Origin of the sequence: Bacillus sp. SIMBA_005, assembly GCF_046535585.1 — a bacterium.
Lineage (GTDB): Bacteria > Bacillota > Bacilli > Bacillales > Bacillaceae > Bacillus > Bacillus pumilus.
This window is the reverse complement of sequence record NZ_JAWRWI010000258.1, coordinates 1-279: the sequence shown is the minus strand read 5'-3', so window position 1 is coordinate 279 and position 279 is coordinate 1. Positions and strand designations below refer to the sequence as shown.

At 69.9% G+C, this 279-nt stretch carries 1 protein-coding gene; it reads right to left on the bottom strand.

Translation table 11 applies throughout. The annotated features are described in order from the left end of the window. Nucleotides 1-68: 68 nt before the first annotated feature. On the bottom strand, nucleotides 69-279 hold a 211-nt coding region (locus SB660_RS20010; RefSeq protein ID WP_410584038.1), incomplete at its 5' end, for a biotin transporter BioY.

Genomic DNA, 279 nt, shown 5'->3' with positions numbered 1-279 from the left:
AAGGTGAGCGGTGACGTCCGCGAGAATGCGGGAACCGTCGATGTCGACGCCGAGCCGGTTCGCTCGAATCATGCGGCGACGCTCGCGCGTGCCCGGCGGATCCGGACAGGAAAGGCGGGCGGATAGGCGCGATACAGCGCCATCGCGAGCAGGGTCGCGATGACCGCCTTGATCGCGTCACCGGGCAGGAACGCGAGCGCCGAGAGCGCCGCCTCCGGCAGAGAGATGCCGGTCGCGAGCGCGACACCGGGAATGCCGAGCGCGTATCCGCAGCCGATC